The sequence below is a fragment of the Pseudomonas sp. PS01297 genome, from assembly GCF_029959305.1.
GTDB classification, from domain to species: domain Bacteria; phylum Pseudomonadota; class Gammaproteobacteria; order Pseudomonadales; family Pseudomonadaceae; genus Aquipseudomonas; species Aquipseudomonas helleri.
Genome location: NZ_JASCPQ010000052.1, coordinates 1 through 15,146 on the forward strand (window position 1 = coordinate 1; position 15,146 = coordinate 15,146).

General features: G+C 56.8%; 13 protein-coding genes. 11 read left to right on the forward strand and 2 right to left on the reverse strand.

Annotated elements, in window-relative coordinates; all coding sequences use genetic code 11:
• The first annotated feature begins 217 nt into the window (after positions 1-217).
• The gene (locus tag QMX84_RS16020) at positions 218-2,413 is read left to right on the forward strand and encodes an EAL domain-containing protein (protein ID WP_282364266.1); all 2,196 of its coding nucleotides are present in this window, start codon (positions 218-220) and stop codon (positions 2,411-2,413) included.
• A gap of 167 nt (positions 2,414-2,580) precedes the next feature.
• On the opposite strand, the gene QMX84_RS16025 is transcribed toward QMX84_RS16020, so the two are convergent.
• Entirely contained in the window at positions 2,581-2,886 is a 306-nt protein-coding gene (locus tag QMX84_RS16025; protein ID WP_123751965.1) for a DUF2288 domain-containing protein, read from the reverse strand.
• Between the two features lie 358 nt (positions 2,887-3,244).
• Between QMX84_RS16025 and QMX84_RS16030 the strand changes: the two genes are divergently transcribed.
• From QMX84_RS16030 to QMX84_RS16050, 5 genes are all read left to right on the forward strand, one after another.
• Positions 3,245-4,372: a branched-chain amino acid ABC transporter substrate-binding protein gene (locus tag QMX84_RS16030; protein ID WP_262124945.1), complete on the forward strand. Its 1,128-nt coding sequence runs from the start codon at positions 3,245-3,247 to the stop codon at positions 4,370-4,372.
• Between the two features lie 247 nt (positions 4,373-4,619).
• On the forward strand, positions 4,620-5,543 hold the full coding sequence (gene livH / locus QMX84_RS16035) for a high-affinity branched-chain amino acid ABC transporter permease LivH (protein WP_048369467.1): 924 nt from the start codon (positions 4,620-4,622) through the stop codon (positions 5,541-5,543).
• Positions 5,540-6,796, forward strand: a complete 1,257-nt coding sequence (locus QMX84_RS16040) for a high-affinity branched-chain amino acid ABC transporter permease LivM (RefSeq protein ID WP_123751933.1) — start codon at positions 5,540-5,542, stop codon at positions 6,794-6,796. The genes livH and QMX84_RS16040 overlap by 4 nt, the downstream gene beginning before the upstream one ends.
• Entirely contained in the window at positions 6,793-7,560 is a 768-nt protein-coding gene (gene livG / locus QMX84_RS16045) for a high-affinity branched-chain amino acid ABC transporter ATP-binding protein LivG (RefSeq protein WP_123751932.1), read from the forward strand. The genes QMX84_RS16040 and livG overlap by 4 nt, the downstream gene beginning before the upstream one ends.
• A complete protein-coding gene (locus tag QMX84_RS16050; RefSeq protein ID WP_262124836.1) occupies positions 7,561-8,262 on the forward strand; it encodes an ABC transporter ATP-binding protein in 702 nt (233 codons plus the stop codon).
• 645 nt (positions 8,263-8,907) lie between these two features.
• Here the strand turns inward: QMX84_RS16050 and QMX84_RS16055 are convergent.
• The gene (locus QMX84_RS16055) at positions 8,908-9,816 is read right to left on the reverse strand and encodes a LysR family transcriptional regulator (RefSeq protein WP_282364268.1); all 909 of its coding nucleotides are present in this window, start codon (positions 9,814-9,816) and stop codon (positions 8,908-8,910) included.
• Between the two features lie 104 nt (positions 9,817-9,920).
• Between QMX84_RS16055 and QMX84_RS16060 the strand changes: the two genes are divergently transcribed.
• From QMX84_RS16060 to QMX84_RS16080, 5 genes are all read left to right on the forward strand, one after another.
• The gene (locus QMX84_RS16060; RefSeq protein ID WP_282364269.1) at positions 9,921-10,520 is read left to right on the forward strand and encodes a short chain dehydrogenase; all 600 of its coding nucleotides are present in this window, start codon (positions 9,921-9,923) and stop codon (positions 10,518-10,520) included.
• 84 nt (positions 10,521-10,604) lie between these two features.
• Positions 10,605-11,276: a hypothetical protein gene (locus QMX84_RS16065; RefSeq protein ID WP_262124840.1), complete on the forward strand. Its 672-nt coding sequence runs from the start codon at positions 10,605-10,607 to the stop codon at positions 11,274-11,276.
• A 118-nt stretch (positions 11,277-11,394) separates the two neighbouring features.
• Positions 11,395-13,005, forward strand: a complete 1,611-nt coding sequence (locus tag QMX84_RS16070) for an NAD(P)/FAD-dependent oxidoreductase (protein ID WP_153332090.1) — start codon at positions 11,395-11,397, stop codon at positions 13,003-13,005.
• Between the two features lie 218 nt (positions 13,006-13,223).
• Positions 13,224-14,405: a Na+/H+ antiporter NhaA gene (nhaA, locus tag QMX84_RS16075; RefSeq protein WP_262124841.1), complete on the forward strand. Its 1,182-nt coding sequence runs from the start codon at positions 13,224-13,226 to the stop codon at positions 14,403-14,405.
• Between the two features lie 85 nt (positions 14,406-14,490).
• On the forward strand, positions 14,491-15,090 hold the full coding sequence (locus QMX84_RS16080) for a hypothetical protein (protein ID WP_262124843.1): 600 nt from the start codon (positions 14,491-14,493) through the stop codon (positions 15,088-15,090).
• Positions 15,091-15,146: the final 56 nt, after the last annotated feature.

The following is a 15,146-nucleotide window of genomic DNA, read 5'->3' on the forward strand; positions in this document are numbered from 1 at the left end:
GAGCTTGCCTCGCGATCTTTTGATCCTTAAAAGATCGCGAGGCAAGCTCGCTCCTACAGATTTTCAACCTCACTTCGCGATTAAAAACTAATTGTTTATTACGAAATGATTAGCATCATATAGCCACCACCCTCCCCCGCCTTATCCCAGCCTCTACACTGAAAACACGTCAGCACCTGTTGACTAGCAACACTTGGACTCAGTGCCGAGGGCCGCAATGGAATGGTTCGAATGGCAGTTTCTCGGCGCACATGCTGAGCACGGCCTCCAGACACTGCACAGCAGCCACAACCTGTACCTGGTGTTTCTTGCCTGGCTGGTGGCCTGCGCCGCGAGTTTGGCCGCGCTGCACATGGGTGAACGTGCCGCCAATGCAGAAAAACCGACAGCCAAAACGGTCTGGCGATGGCTCGGCGCTAGCTGCCTGGCAGGTGGTATTTGGGCCATGCACTTCATCAGCATGCTGGCCTTTGAGTCTTCGCTTGAGGTTCATTACAACCTGAGCATCACCATCGGCTCGCTGGTTATTATCTGGGTCAGCGCTCTGATTGCCATGCACCTGCTCAACAACCCCGGCCTTTCGCGCATACCCTTAATGCTCGCGGCGCTGATTTTTGGCCTGGGCATCGGCGGCATGCACTACACCGGCATGACTGCCATGCACTCCAACAGCGAGCAGCACTACGAGTTCATCGGCGTTGCCCTTTCTTTAATCCTGGCCGTGGGTGCCAGTTATTGGGCCTTGCAGATGGCTATAGCCTTGCGCACGACCCACGGCATGGCTCATCAGTTTTTTAAATACGCCATCAGCCTCACCGCTGGCACCGCCATTCTATGCGTCCACTTTATTGGCATGTGGGCGTTGCACACGCTTTCGCCTGAGGGCGACATCAACCAGACCCACATTGAAACCAACCACTGGCAAGTCGCCCTGATGGTCGCCATGATCACGCTGCTGTTGATCGGTAGCAGCATCAGTGCCGCCTTGGTCGACAAGAAGCTGCAGCAAAAAGAACACGACCTGGCACGGGTCAATGCCCTGCTCAGTCAGCTTGATGAAGCCCGCATGTCATTGCAGCAAGTGGCGCATTACGACCCGCTAACCAACCTGATCAATCGGCGCGGCTTCAATCAGATCTTTGCTGAAAAACTCGCAGACGCGGCCGCCAAGAACAGCAAACTGGCGGTGCTATTTCTCGATATCGATCACTTCAAGCGAATCAACGATAGCCTGGGCCACGACGCAGGCGATGAGTTGCTCAAGACCATTGCCAATCAGATCAGAGGCGCCGCCCGCAATCACGGGGATGTGGTGGCGCGATTTGGCGGCGACGAGTTTTGTATTTTGATCGACATCCACGATCGCGACGAAGCGCAAAGCATGGCCAAGCGCATCATGCACACGCTCAAAGAGCCCATCGAGCTGACCGGCAGGCGCATGGTCATGACCACCAGCATTGGCATCAGCGTGTTCCCGGACGACGGCACCAGCAGCATTGAGCTGCTCAAGCACGCGGATCTGGCGCTCTATCAATCCAAAGGCGGTGGGCGCAACAGCCTGAATTTTTTCAGCCCGAACCTGACTACCCGCGCCTCACTGGAACTGCAAATCGAAGAAGAACTGCGCCAGGCGCTGAATGAAGACACCGGGTTGTTATTGCACTACCAACCCATCATCGACCTGAAGCTGGGGCGAGTCGCCAAGCTGGAGGCATTGATCCGCTGGCAGCACCCGGAGCATGGCTTGCTCGGCCCGGATCGTTTCATCAATATCGCTGAGGCCAACGGGCTGATAGCCGAACTGGATCATTGGGTGTTACGCAGAGCCTGCACCGATCTGGCCACGCTTTCACGACTCGGCTGGCAGCAGCTTGGGGTTGCCGTCAACTGCTCAGCCCTCAATCTGGTGCGCGAAGAACTGGCTGAAGACATTGAAAATGCGCTGTATTCATCCGGGATCGCCCCGCATCGGCTGGAACTGGAAGTCACTGAAAACGCGCTGATGGGCAATATCAGCAATACCTCGCAGCTGTTAAGGCAGATACGCGCGCTGGGCGTGTCCTTATCGATTGACGACTTTGGCACCGGGTACTCGTCCCTGGCCTATTTAAAACGCCTGCCCCTCAATACCCTGAAAATTGATCGCTCATTTATCCAGGACATCCAAACCTCCAGCCAGGACATGGAAATCGTTCAGGCGATTATCGTCATGGCCCACACGCTGCAACTGCAAGTGGTGACCGAAGGTGTCGAAACCCCCCAGCAACTCGAGCTTTTAAGTCACTACGGTTGCGACTTTATCCAGGGCTATCTGATCAGCCGCCCTGTGCCGTTTGAAGCGCTGTCCGGCGTGCTGGAACAGCTCAATCAATCTCACCGCTTTGCATCGGGCTATTCGGCGCTTCAACTGTAGTGACGTAATCGCCAGCCATTTCGCAGCGACCCATTTAGCGAAATGCCACAGAACTGACTGTGGCGTTTCTCTACGGCAAGTGGCCACTATTGTGAAACCAGTTACTGGCCTACACACCACCTCGCCCAAATCGCACCTCAATAAACGCTCCTGTTTGGTGCGCTCAATTAATTTTTTGCCCTTTCCTGGACCATCACCCAAGGCGAAACCACTACGGCCCACAGCTCAGGATCACGTGCATTAACGTCTAGCGCGTGCTCTGCAGTCATCTTTCCAAAGACGCCAGAAGCCATCCAGGCCTTGATCTTCTCTGCTTCATCCTGAGTCACGGCAATGGCCGCGTCGATCAAGTCCAGTGCGGGGTCAACCCACAACAAATCACCTTTGGCGAAGAACGGCTGCAACACCTTCCATTCAATTGTTGAGGTCTCACCAAGCAGCTTGGCATAGAGGGTGCTAGGTTCTTGATTCATGGGATTCACCAGGTAAAAAAATCGGCGCAATGATAGCGCCGCGCACCCGGTAGAAAAACCCGAAAAGAGGTATGGAAACGAGGAAAGAGCGACGCGCCAAGGACGAACCTGTTGAGCTGGCAACATCCCGATATAGATCAACAACATAATCCGCCGCCATTCTGTCTCTTTCTTTCGTTTAAGCGACATTTCCTGCTTTTTCTCCCGGTAGCCCGCTATTCAAGCGTTGAACCGGCGCTCTACACTGTACCGGTACAGTTGCAGGGGAGATTGGTCGGGAATTTCGCTCAGAAAAAACCCGGTCCGGCTGCCTTGGCTTCCAGGACTATAAAAATTACAACAGAAGAGTGGAGCACCAATAAAGATGGCTAAGAAGCAGATTACTAAACTGTTTGCCGCTATGGTTTTGGCCGGGGTTGCCAGCCATTCGTTTGCTGCAGACACCATCAAGATCGGTATTGCTGGCCCTAAAACCGGGCCTGTGACCCAGTACGGCGACATGCAGTTCATGGGCGCCAAACAAGCTATCAAAGACATCAACGCCAAAGGCGGTGTCGATGGCAAGATGCTGGAAGCCAAAGAATACGACGACGCTTGCGACCCAAAACAAGCCGTCGCTGTCGCTAACAAAGTGGTCAATGATGGCGTCAAGTTCGTTGTAGGCCACTTGTGCTCCAGCTCCACTCAGCCTGCTTCGGACATTTACGAAGACGAAGGCATCATCATGATCACCCCGGCTGCTACCAGCCCGGAGATCACCAGTCGTGGTTACAAACTGGTCTTCCGTACCATTGGCCTGGACAGCGCCCAAGGCCCAGCAGCGGGTAACTACATCGCCAAGTTTGTGAAGCCTAAAGTCGTTGCGGTCCTGCACGACAAGCAACAATACGGCGAAGGCATCGCGACTGCAGTTAAACAAACGCTTGAAAAAGACGGCATCAAGGTCGCGGTTTTTGAAGGCGTCAATGCTGGCGACAAAGACTTCGCGTCCGTCATTCAGAAGCTCAAACAAGCCAACGTCGACTTCGTGTATTACGGCGGCTATCACCCTGAACTGGGCCTGATCCTGCGCCAAGCCAAAGAGAAAGGCCTGAACGCCAAGTTCATGGGCCCTGAAGGCGTGGGCAACGACTCCATCTCGCAAATTGCCCAGGATGCTTCCGAAGGCCTGCTGGTCACTCTGCCGAAATCCTTTGACACAGACCCGGAAAACAAAGCGATTGCGGATGCCATCAAGGCAGATGGCAAGGACCCGAGCGGACCGTTCGTGTTCCCGGCTTACTCTGCGGTTGAGCTGATTGCCCAAGGCATCACCGCTGCCAAGAGCGAAGACACGGCCAAAGTGGCTGAAGCCATCCATGCTGGCACGTTCAAAACTCCTACTGGTGATCTGAGCTACGACGCCAAAGGTGACCTCAAAGACTTCAAATTCGTGGTCTACGAATGGCACTTCGGCAAGCCTAAAACAGAAGTAAGCCCTCAATAAGGGTCGGTTCTTGATCTGACTACAAAGCCCACTGCGCGAACGGTGGGCTTTGTTTTACGGGCCTTAAGCCCACAGAAATTGGGCCGCGCTTTCGTGATCCGAAAGTCTCCCCACCTGAAAATCTTTAAAACCGTCACCAGCGGTTCGCTGGCAAAAGACCTGTGCTCAAACGGCTAAAAAAGCGTACGAAACAGGCCGGAAAATGACTCCACCAGTGAAATGCGTCTCAGGTTTTTAGGAGCTTGTAATGCCTGACATCTATCACTTCTTCCAAATGCTGGTTAACGGCCTCAACGTTGGCAGCACGTATGCCCTGATCGCCATCGGCTATACGATGGTTTACGGCATTATTGGAATGATCAACTTCGCCCATGGCGAGGTGTACATGATTGGTTCCTACATTGCGTTTATCGCCATCGCCGGTCTGACCATGATGGGCCTGGACAGCGTGCCATTGCTGCTGACCGGGGCGTTTATCGCGAGCATCGTAGTGACCAGTTCCTACGGCTACAGCATTGAACGGGTGGCTTACCGTCCCTTGCGTGGCAGTAACCGCTTAATCCCCTTGATCTCTGCCATTGGTATGTCGATCTTCCTGCAAAACATGGTGCTGCTGTCCCAGGACTCAAAAGACAAATCGATTCCTAACCTGATCCCCGGCGGCTTCAGCTTTGGCCCAGGTGGTGCGAGCGAAGTTGTCATCTCCTACATGCAAATCGTGGTCTTCGTCGTCACTCTGGTGGCCATGCTCGGCCTGACCCTGTTCATCTCCCGTTCACGCCTGGGTCGCGCCTGCCGCGCCTGTGCTGAAGACATGAAGATGGCCAACCTGCTGGGCATCAACACCAACAACGTGATCGCCCTGACCTTCGTGATTGGTGCCGCCCTGGCAGCCGTTGCCGCTGTTCTGATCAGCGTTCAATACGGTGTCATCAACCCCGGCTCCGGCTTCCTTGTAGGGCTTAAAGCCTTTACAGCAGCGGTATTGGGCGGGATTGGCAGCATTCCCGGCGCGATGCTCGGTGGTCTGGTGCTCGGCGTGGCTGAGGCCTTTGGTGCTGACATTTTCGGCGACCAGTACAAAGACGTCGTGGCATTCAGCCTGCTCGTGTTGGTACTGCTGTTCCGTCCGACCGGCATTCTGGGACGTCCGGAGATTGAAAAAGTATGATCAGGAATCTTAAAGCGGCGCTCTTCAGCGCCCTGTTGGTCTGGGCCGTCGCCTACCCGGTACTCGGCCTGAAACTGACAATCGTCGGGATCAACATTGAAGTTCACAACACCAGCACCTTCACCCTGAGCGTGATTGCGATCTGCTCTTTGCTGATGTTTTTGCGCGTGCTGTTCCACCACCAACTGAGCGCCGCCTGGCGTGCTTCACCGGGCCTGCCGAAAGTCCCGACCAAGGCGACCAACTTCCTGACCCTGCCCAGCACCCAACGCTGGATCATTCTGGGGCTGGTCGTTGTTGCCTTGATCTGGCCGTTCTATGGCTCACGCGGCGCCGTCGACATCGCCACCCTGATCCTGATCTACGTGATGCTGGGCCTTGGCCTGAACATCGTGGTGGGCCTGGCCGGCCTTCTGGACCTGGGCTATGTGGGGTTCTACGCGGTCGGTGCCTACACCTACGCGCTACTCGCGCACTACTTCGGCCTGAGCTTCTGGGTGTGCCTGCCATTGGCAGGGTTGATGGCCGCAACCTTTGGTTTCCTGCTGGGGTTCCCGGTGCTGCGCTTGCGCGGTGACTATCTGGCGATCGTGACCTTGGGCTTTGGTGAAATCATCCGTCTGTTCCTGCGTAACCTGACGGACATCACCGGTGGACCGAACGGCATCAGCAACATTCCAAAACCTACCCTCTTTGGCCTCAGCTTCGACCGGACCGCTGCCGAAGGCATGCAAACCTTCCACGAATACTTCGGTATCGCCTACAACTCGATCAACAAGGTCATCTTCCTGTACCTGATCGCGCTGGTACTGGTGCTGATCGTGCTGTTCGTGATCAACCGTTTGCTGCGCATGCCGATTGGTCGCGCGTGGGAAGCCCTGCGTGAAGACGAAATCGCCTGCCGCGCACTGGGCTTGAATCCGACCATTATCAAACTGTCGGCGTTCACCCTGGGCGCTACCTTTGCCGGTTTCGCAGGCAGTTTCTTTGCCGCTCGCCAAGGCCTGGTGACCCCGGAATCGTTCACCTTCCTTGAGTCGGCGATCATTCTGGCCATCGTGGTATTGGGTGGCATGGGCTCGCAACTGGGCGTGATTCTGGCGGCCGTGGTGATGATCCTGCTGCCAGAAATGATGCGCGAATTCAGTGAGTACCGGATGCTGCTGTTCGGAGCCTTGATGGTTGTGATGATGATCTGGCGGCCACAAGGTCTGCTGCCTATGCAACGTCCTCACCTGGAGCTGCGAAAATGAGCCGCGAGTTACTGAAAGTCAGCGGCCTGAGCATGCGCTTTGGCGGCTTGTTGGCGGTGAATGGCGTAGCCCTGACCGTCCAGGAAAAACAGGTTGTTTCGATGATCGGCCCTAACGGTGCCGGTAAAACTACGGTGTTCAACTGCCTGACGGGCTTTTATAAACCGTCTGCGGGCACCATCCTGCTGGATGGCGAGCCGATTCAAGGGCTGTCTGGCCATGAAATCGCCCGCAAAGGCGTGGTGCGCACCTTCCAGAACGTTCGTTTGTTCAAGGACATGACTGCCGTTGAGAACCTGCTGATCGCACAACACCGTCACCTCAACACCAACTTCCTGGCCGGTCTGTTCAAGACCCCGGCGTTCCGTAAAAGCGAGCGCGAGGCTATGGAATATGCCGCGTACTGGCTGGACAAGGTCAACCTGACCGAGTTCGCCAACCGCCCGGCGGGCACCTTGGCCTACGGGCAACAACGCCGTCTGGAAATCGCTCGGTGCATGATGACGCGCCCGCGTCTGCTCATGCTCGACGAACCCGCAGCGGGCCTCAACCCTAAAGAGACCGAAGACCTCAAGATGCTCATCAGCGTACTGCGCAACGAGCACAACGTGACGGTCTTGCTGATTGAACACGACATGAAACTGGTCATGAGCATTTCCGACCATATCGTGGTGATCAATCAGGGCACACCTTTGGCCGACGGGACCCCGGAGCAAATCCGCGATAACCCTGACGTGATCAAAGCCTATTTGGGGGAAGCGTAAATGCTGCAGTTTGAAAACGTCTCGACCTTCTACGGCAAGATCCAGGCGCTGCACAGCGTCAACGTCGAAGTGCGCCAGGGTGAAATCGTGACTTTGATCGGTGCCAACGGTGCTGGTAAATCGACGCTGATGATGACCTTGTGCGGTTCGCCGCAAGCCCATAGCGGCAGTATTCGCTACATGGGTGAAGAACTGGTGGGCCTGACTTCGGCGCAGATCATGCGCAAAAGCATCGCGGTCGTGCCGGAAGGTCGTCGGGTATTTGCTCGCTTGACCGTAGAAGAGAACCTCGCCATGGGCGGGTTCTTTACTGAAAAGCACGATTATCAGGAGCAACTCGACAAGGTTCTGCACCTGTTTCCGCGCCTAAAAGAGCGCTTTACGCAGCGCGGCGGCACCATGTCCGGTGGCGAGCAACAAATGCTCGCCATTGGCCGTGCGCTGATGAGCAAGCCCAAGCTGCTGCTGCTCGATGAGCCGTCGCTGGGGTTGGCGCCGATCATCATTCAGCAGATTTTCGACATCATCGAACAACTGCGTGATGAAGGCGTGACCGTGTTTTTGGTTGAGCAAAACGCCAACCAGGCGCTAAAAATTGCTGACCGCGCCTACGTGCTGGAAAACGGCCGGGTGGTCATGCAAGGCAGTGGTGAGCAACTGCTCAACGATCCGAAAGTGCGTGACGCGTACCTGGGCGGTTAACCCTGCCTGCTGCACAAAACGGCCCTTCGGGGCCGTTTTTATTGCGCCGCAGATCGCACCGCTACGGAGGGGATTTAGTCGCACCGCCCTCCTTGTAGCAGTTGACGAGCACCGCGAGGCTACGTCCGGCTGCGCAGCAGTCGTAAACCATACTCTGCGGTGTATCAGCTCAACCTTGCATTGAGCATTTACGATCGCTTCGCAATCGGACGTAGCCTCGTAAAACTCGGCAACTGCTACGGGAGCTTGGTCGCAGATCGCGGCGGTCCTGCGGCCCGCATCGCAGCCTCGTGCCTCGTCAGCGGCTACAAGACCTCACCGCGCCCTGTAGCCGTTGACGAGCACCGCGAGGCTACGTCCGGCTGCGCAGCAGTCGTGAAACCATGCTCCGCGGTGTGTCCGTTCAACCTTGCATTGAGCGTTTATGATCGCTTTGCAATCGGACGTAGCCTCGTAAAACTCGGCAACTGCTACAGGGGGATTTAGTCGCACCGCCCTCCTTGTAGCAGTTGACGAGCACCGCGAGGCTACGTCCGGCTGCGCAGCAGTCGTGAAACCATGCTTCGCGGTGTGTCCGTTCAACCTTGCATTGAGCGTTTACGATCGCTTCGCAATCGGACGTAGCCTCGTAAAACTCGGCAACTGCTACAGGGGATTGGGCTGCAGCACGCTGCGCTGAAACCACTGCACCAGGTAATCCGCCAAAACTTGCGTACGCTTGGGCAACCCGCCTTCGTACGGGTGCACCAGGTACATCGGGTTGCTGCGAGTCTGATAATTGAGCAGTACCCCACGTAATCGCCCGTCAGCCAATTCGGCGTGGAGCATGTAAGACGGCAACCGCGCGATACCAGCGCCTATCACCGCCGCTTTTTTCAGCAAGCTGTAGTGATTACTGGCAAAAGGCCCTGAAACCCGAACACGATGCAGTTCATGCTGCTGGTGGTACTGCCATTCTTCGCGGCCGCTGTAATGGCTATTAAGCAAACAACGATGCTCGGCCAATTGCGCCGGGGTGGTCGGTTCGCCGTACTGTTCAAGGTACTCCGGGCTGGCGCAGGTTATTTCGTGCCAGCTCAGCACCGACTTGGCCACCAGCCGCTCATGGCTACCCACTTGCGAGCGAATCGCCAAATCAAACCCTTCCCGGGCCAGATCGCGGTAGCTGTTACTCAACTCCAGCTCGATCTGGACCAAGGGATAGTCGCGGGAAAACTCCAGCAACAACGCGTCAAAAAAGGTTTCACCCAGCGACACAGGCACCGTCAACCGTACCGGACCCGCCATGTCGTCCTTGAGCCGCGCCAGCGCCTGATGCGCCCGTTCAACCTGCAGCACCAATGCTTGGGCCTGCGGCAATAACGCAGCCCCCGCCGCCGTAAGGCTCAAACGCCGCGTGGTGCGATGCAGCAGCACGACCGAGAACTGCGCCTCCAACTGGCTGATGCGCTTGGACAGCTGCCCTTTGCTGCAGCCCAACTGCTGAGCGGCCAAGGTAAAACTCCCCGCATTGACCAACACTGCAAACGCCGCCAGATCATCCATCTCGCTCATGGATTGTTTCCATATGAAAACCAAAGGTTGCCTATTAGTGCGCTTATCGCCACCAAAATCCACTACTAGACTGAGTCCACACCTCCTCACTCAAGGAACACCCGATGAAAATCCTGCTGATCGGCGCTAACGGCACCATAGGTTCTGCTATTGATCGCGAGTTGTCGGCGCGCCATGAAATCGTGCGTATTGGCCGCAAAAGCGGCGATTTTCAGGTCGACATCAGTGACAGCGCATCCATTCGCGCCTTGTTCGAACAAACAGGACGCTTCGACGCGCTGGTCTGCGCCGCAGGTAATGTCAACTTCGTGCCGTTGGCCAACATGACTGAAAAAGACTTCGCCCTGGGCTTGCAAGACAAGCTGATGGGCCAAGTCAACCTGCTGCTGATCGGCCGCGAGTACGCCAACGACAATGCGTCATTCACGTTCACCAGCGGTGTGATCAACCGCGAACCGATTCGCACCGGCAGTTCGGCGGCATTGGTCAACGCTGCGCTCGACGGCTTTGTTCGGGCAGCGGCGATTGAACTGCCTCGCGGGCTTCGGGTGAACTCCGTCAGCCCTACAGTGCTGGCAGAGGCGATGGACAAATACGCTCCCTACTTCCGTGGCTTCAAGCCGGTAGCGGCCGCCGATGTGGCGCTGGCTTACGCCAAAAGTGTCGAAGGCCTGCACACCGGACAGACCTATCAGGTGGGCTAAAGCACATTGTCAGATTTGAGGGGACGGGCTTGTGATGCACGGCGAGCCTAAGTAACGTGACGGCATTAGTCAGGAGTCCGAATAATGCGCGCTGCCCGTTCCTTAGTTTTAGTCGCCCTGTTGCCCGTCTTTGCCGGCTGCCAGTTGCTGAACAGCAAACCCGTTGATAGCAACGCCGGCCTGACTCGCCTTCAGGGCGAACTGGTCTCAGACAATGGCCAACTGGTTTTCCAACCCTGCGTCGGCCAACAGCGCTATGTGGTCAGTGATGGCGCCAGCACCACACTGGTCCAGGACGCAACCGACATGCCCGTCAAACCTGGCAAGCTGTTCGCCGATATTCGCGGCAGCTTCGTCAGTGCCAAAACCGCGGGTGAGCAAGGTGAAGTCAAGCTGCAACAGGTATACCGCCTTGAGCGCAGCAGCGCTGCCTGCCAAGACCCCAACTTCAAGCAACAAACCGTGCATGCCAACGGCAACGGGCCTGCCTGGGAAGTACAAGCAGGCGGCAAAGGCCTGATCCTTAAACGCGAAGGTCAACAAGATCTGGCACTGCCCTATGTAGAAGAACAGGTCGGTGACGGCCGCTTCTCGCTGTCCACAGAAGCCAATAATCAGCGCATTGAGCTTTGGGTAGCCCCGCAGCGCTGCACCGACAGCGTCAACGGCAGCGTGCAACACCTGGCGGCTGAACTGCGGGTCAATGGCCAGGTTCAGCGCGGTTGCGGCTATTTTGGTGGCGCGCGCAACGACTAACCGACAACTGTAACCACAGATTGCTGTTTTAACCTGACCCAACGGTTCGAAGCCGCCTATAATCCCCGGTTCGCATAAGGCTGCCGGGGTTTACCTGGCCCCGACACTGGACACCGTCATGTTACGAATCACCGAACTCAAGTTGCCAATCGACCATCCCGAAGAAGACCTGCGCACTGCCATCGTGCAGCGCCTGGGCATCGCCAGCGATGATTTGCTCGATTTCACCTTGTTCAAGCGCAGTTACGACGCGCGCAAAAAAACCTCCGAATTGTGCTTCATCTACACCATCGACCTGAGCGTGCGGGATGAGGCGGCGTTGCTGCACACCTTCGCTGATGACCGTAACGTCAACCCTGCACCGGATGTCAGCTACAAAGTGGTTGGCCAGGCGCCACAGGATTTGAGCGAGCGCCCGATTGTCGTGGGCTTTGGCCCCTGCGGGATTTTCGCCGGTCTGCTGCTGGCCCAAATGGGCTTCAAGCCGATCATTCTTGAGCGCGGCACCGAAGTGCGCCAGCGCACCAAAGACACCTGGGGCCTGTGGCGTAAAAATGTCCTGAACCCCGAGTCCAACGTGCAGTTCGGTGAAGGCGGCGCCGGAACATTCTCTGACGGCAAGCTCTACAGCCAGATCAAAGACCCGAAACACCACGGCCGCAAAGTGCTGCACGAGTTTGTCAAAGCCGGTGCTCCCGAAGAAATCCTTTACGTCAGCAAGCCGCACATCGGTACCTTCCGTCTGACCGGCGTGGTTGAAAACATGCGCCAGCAGATCATCGCGCTGGGCGGCGAAGTGCGCTTCCAACAGCGCGTGACTGACGTGCTGATTGAAGACGGCCAACTGACAGGCGTGGTGCTGGCTGACGGCGAGCAATTGAAGGCCCGTCACGTGATCATGGCCCTGGGCCACAGCGCTCGCGACACCTTCCGCATGCTCCACGGCCGTGGCGTGTACATGGAAGCCAAGCCATTCTCGGTAGGTTTCCGTATTGAACACCCGCAATCGCTGATCGACAGCGCACGTCTGGGCAAATACGCCGGTCACCCGAAACTCGGCGCCGCCGACTACAAACTGGTGCACCACGCAAAAAATGGTCGGTCGGTGTACAGCTTCTGCATGTGCCCTGGCGGAACCGTTGTGGCCGCGACCAGCGAACCAGGCCGCGTGGTCACCAACGGCATGAGCCAATACTCACGTAACGAGCGCAACGCCAACTCCGGCATCGTTGTCGGCATTACGCCAGACGACTACCCGGGCGGTCCTTTGGCCGGTATCGAGTTGCAAGAGCGCCTCGAAGCCCACGCCTACGTGCTGGGTGGCAGCAACTACGAAGCCCCTGCGCAGTTGGTGGGCGACTTCATTGCCGGCAAGCCGTCCACTGAGCTGGGCAGCGTAGAGCCGTCCTATAAGCCGGGGATTTCCCTGGGTGATCTGGCTCTGGCCCTGCCTGCCTACGCCATTGAAGCGATCCGCGAAGCACTGCCAGCATTCGAGAAACAGATTCGCGGCTTCTCGATGCACGACGCCGTCCTGACCGGCATCGAAACCCGCACCTCGTCGCCGTTGCGCATCACCCGCGACGCGTCGATGCAAAGTCTGAACGTCAAAGGTCTGTTCCCGGCCGGTGAAGGCGCTGGCTATGCAGGCGGCATCATGTCTGCCGGTGTTGACGGCATCCGCATCGCTGAAGCGGTAGCACGCGATATCCTCGGTATCGAGGCGTAATATCCCCTCTGCTGGAGCGAGCTTGCCTCGCTCCAGCAAGACCTTTCCCACGGCGTATTTCGCTGTTTCCCGACTTATTTAGATACATAGCTGATAGTCTCGTAGACGGTGCGGGATCAATACGTTGCTTATAACAAAAAAGAATATAGTTTTTGTTTTAACAACTATCCGCACAGGTTAGGGTGTCGCACCTAATAACCATTCGTTGGAGAGCCACCTTGCCTCTGCGTAGCACTTTCACTCGTTTCTTTCAGATGGAAGCTGCCAGCGGTCTGCTGTTGATTGCAGCTGCGGCTCTGGCGTTAATCATCAATAACTCACCGCTTTCGCACTACTACACGGCATTTCTTGATGTGCCTGTGGCCGTGCAGATCGGTGCCCTGCAAATCGCCAAACCTTCGCTGCTGTGGATCAACGACGGCCTGATGGCGTTGTTTTTTCTGCTGATTGGCCTGGAGGTCAAGCGCGAGCTGCTTGAAGGCCACCTGTCCAAACCCTCGCAGGTAGTACTGCCCGGCGCAGCGGCCATTGGCGGGATGGTAGTGCCGGCACTGATTTACTGGTTTCTCAACAAAGACTACCCCGATGCGCTCGATGGCTGGGCGATCCCCATGGCCACCGACATTGCCTTCGCCCTAGGCGTATTGGCTTTGCTGGGCAAGCGTGTACCGGTTTCACTCAAATTGTTCCTGATGACCCTGGCGATCATCGACGATCTGGGGGCCATCATCGTTATTGCGGTGTTCTACTCCAGCGAACTCTCCGGCGTGTCGTTGCTGCTGGCAGCGGCCTGCCTGATTGCCCTGATCGTGATGAACCGCATGGGCGTGATCAAGATCGCGCCGTATATGATCATCGGCCTGATCCTGTGGGTCTGCGTGCTCAAAAGCGGCGTGCATGCCACGCTGGCAGGCGTGACCCTGGCGTTCTGCATTCCGTTGCGCACCAAAAACGCCGAAACGTCACCGCTGCTGACGATTGAGCATGCCCTGCACCCTTGGGTGTCCTACGGCATTCTGCCGCTGTTTGCCTTCGCCAACGCGGGCGTATCGCTGGCCGGTGTCAATCTGCACAGCTTCACTCACCACGTGCCGCTGGGCATTGCCGCTGGCTTGCTGATCGGCAAAACCGTGGGTGTGTTTGGTCTGACCTGGATCGCCATCAAAGCAGGCCTGGCTGCATTGCCGGCAGGTGCCAACTGGGGCCAGGTGTTTGGGGTGGCGATTCTCTGTGGCATCGGCTTCACCATGAGCTTGTTCGTCGGTTCGCTGGCATTTGTGCCGGGCAGCAGTGAGTACGTCGGCATGGACCGCATGGGGATCTTGACCGGTTCAATCCTCGCAGCCCTGATCGGCTACGCTGTTACCGCCGTCTTCAGCCGTAAACAGGCAGACACGTAACTCAATATCAACAGGGATTCTCGCAGGGGCAGCACCGTTTACCGGTGTTGCCCCTGATGGTTTTTTGTCGCCCAACGAGGGAAATGTGGACGCAAAACTTCAATTTGTGCAGTACGGGGGCATCAGTGTGATGTTCCCGGCAGCCTTGGTCATCGCTGCTTGGCTGTGGGCTGCTGCCTCTAAAAAAATCGCGGTGTTGTGGCTGGGCGTACTGCTGTCTGCCTACTTCATCGTGGGCGTGACCAAAATTCTGTTCAAGGGCTGGGGAATTGGCTTGCACAGCCTGGACATTGCGGTATTTAGCGGGCATGCGACCAATACCTGCCTGGTATTCACCGTGATGCTGAGCTTGTTGTGCCAGCAAATTAACCCACGTTTGCGCTGGCCGGCCTTTGGGGTTGGGGTGGTACTGACCTGGTGGTTCAGCATCAACTACATCGCCCTGACCATCCACCCCTTGTCAGAAGCCATTGCGGGCGCGTTGGTAGGCACGATCGCCGCATTCATTTTTCTGCTCATGCTGAGCCAGTCCAACATCGGCAAAATACCTCGCCCGGCGCTGGCGCTAGGGTTGGCTGTGGTACTGGTGTGCGCTGTCGCACCCAAATACTCGGCCGAAAGGCTGCTGGATCGCATCGCCATCTCGTTGTCGGGTGCAGAGCAGGCTTTTAGACGCTCGTCGTGAGCCAACCCGTCTGGCGGCACAACTGTATAAAAAAACCCCGGCCAGTTCGCACTGGC